The organism is Psychrobacter sp. 1U2, from assembly GCF_051847575.1.
Map to the genome: position 1 here is coordinate 1 of NZ_JBPYDC010001380.1, position 613 is coordinate 613.

Genomic DNA, 613 nt, shown 5'->3' on the forward strand with positions numbered 1-613 from the left:
TGCAGCCTTGCATACGGCGCTACGACTGCCAGAGACCGCAGCGCTACAAGTAGGTGACCAAAATGTGGTCGCCGATGTGCATCGTAGTCTGGCGCAGGTAGCCAGATTATCCGAGCGTGTCCGTAGTGGCACATGGCGCGGATTTTCGGGCAAGGCTATCACCGATGTGGTTAATATCGGAGTAGGTGGTTCTGATCTTGGGCCACTGATGGCGACGACCGCGCTTGATGAGTGGGCAGATACCGACATTGAAGTGCACTTCGTCTCTAATATGGATGGTACTCAGCTTGATAATTTGCTCAAGCACTTAAATCCTGAAACTACCTTATTTATTATCTCCTCCAAATCTTTTGGTACCGTTGATACGTTATCCAACGCGAAGACGGCACTGTCATGGCTGCTTGCCACTGCCAAGCTGCGCGCTGGTACGGAAGACAGTGTGTTACGTCGCCACTTTATTGGTATATCGGCTAATGGTGAGAAGATGAGCGCTTGGGGTATTCATCCTGAGCATCAGCTGCAGCTTTGGGAATGGGTCGGCGGTCGATTTTCTTTATGGTCGGCGATTGGACTGGCGATTGCTATTCGTATTGGTATGGCGGGGTTTAAAGCG

1 protein-coding gene is annotated in these 613 nt (G+C 51.2%); it reads left to right on the forward strand.

Going from position 1 to position 613, the window contains the following annotated elements:
- Window positions 1-613, forward strand: a 613-nt coding sequence (locus ACS8FD_RS22200; protein ID WP_459252173.1) for a glucose-6-phosphate isomerase, incomplete at both ends; no start/stop codon positions are given.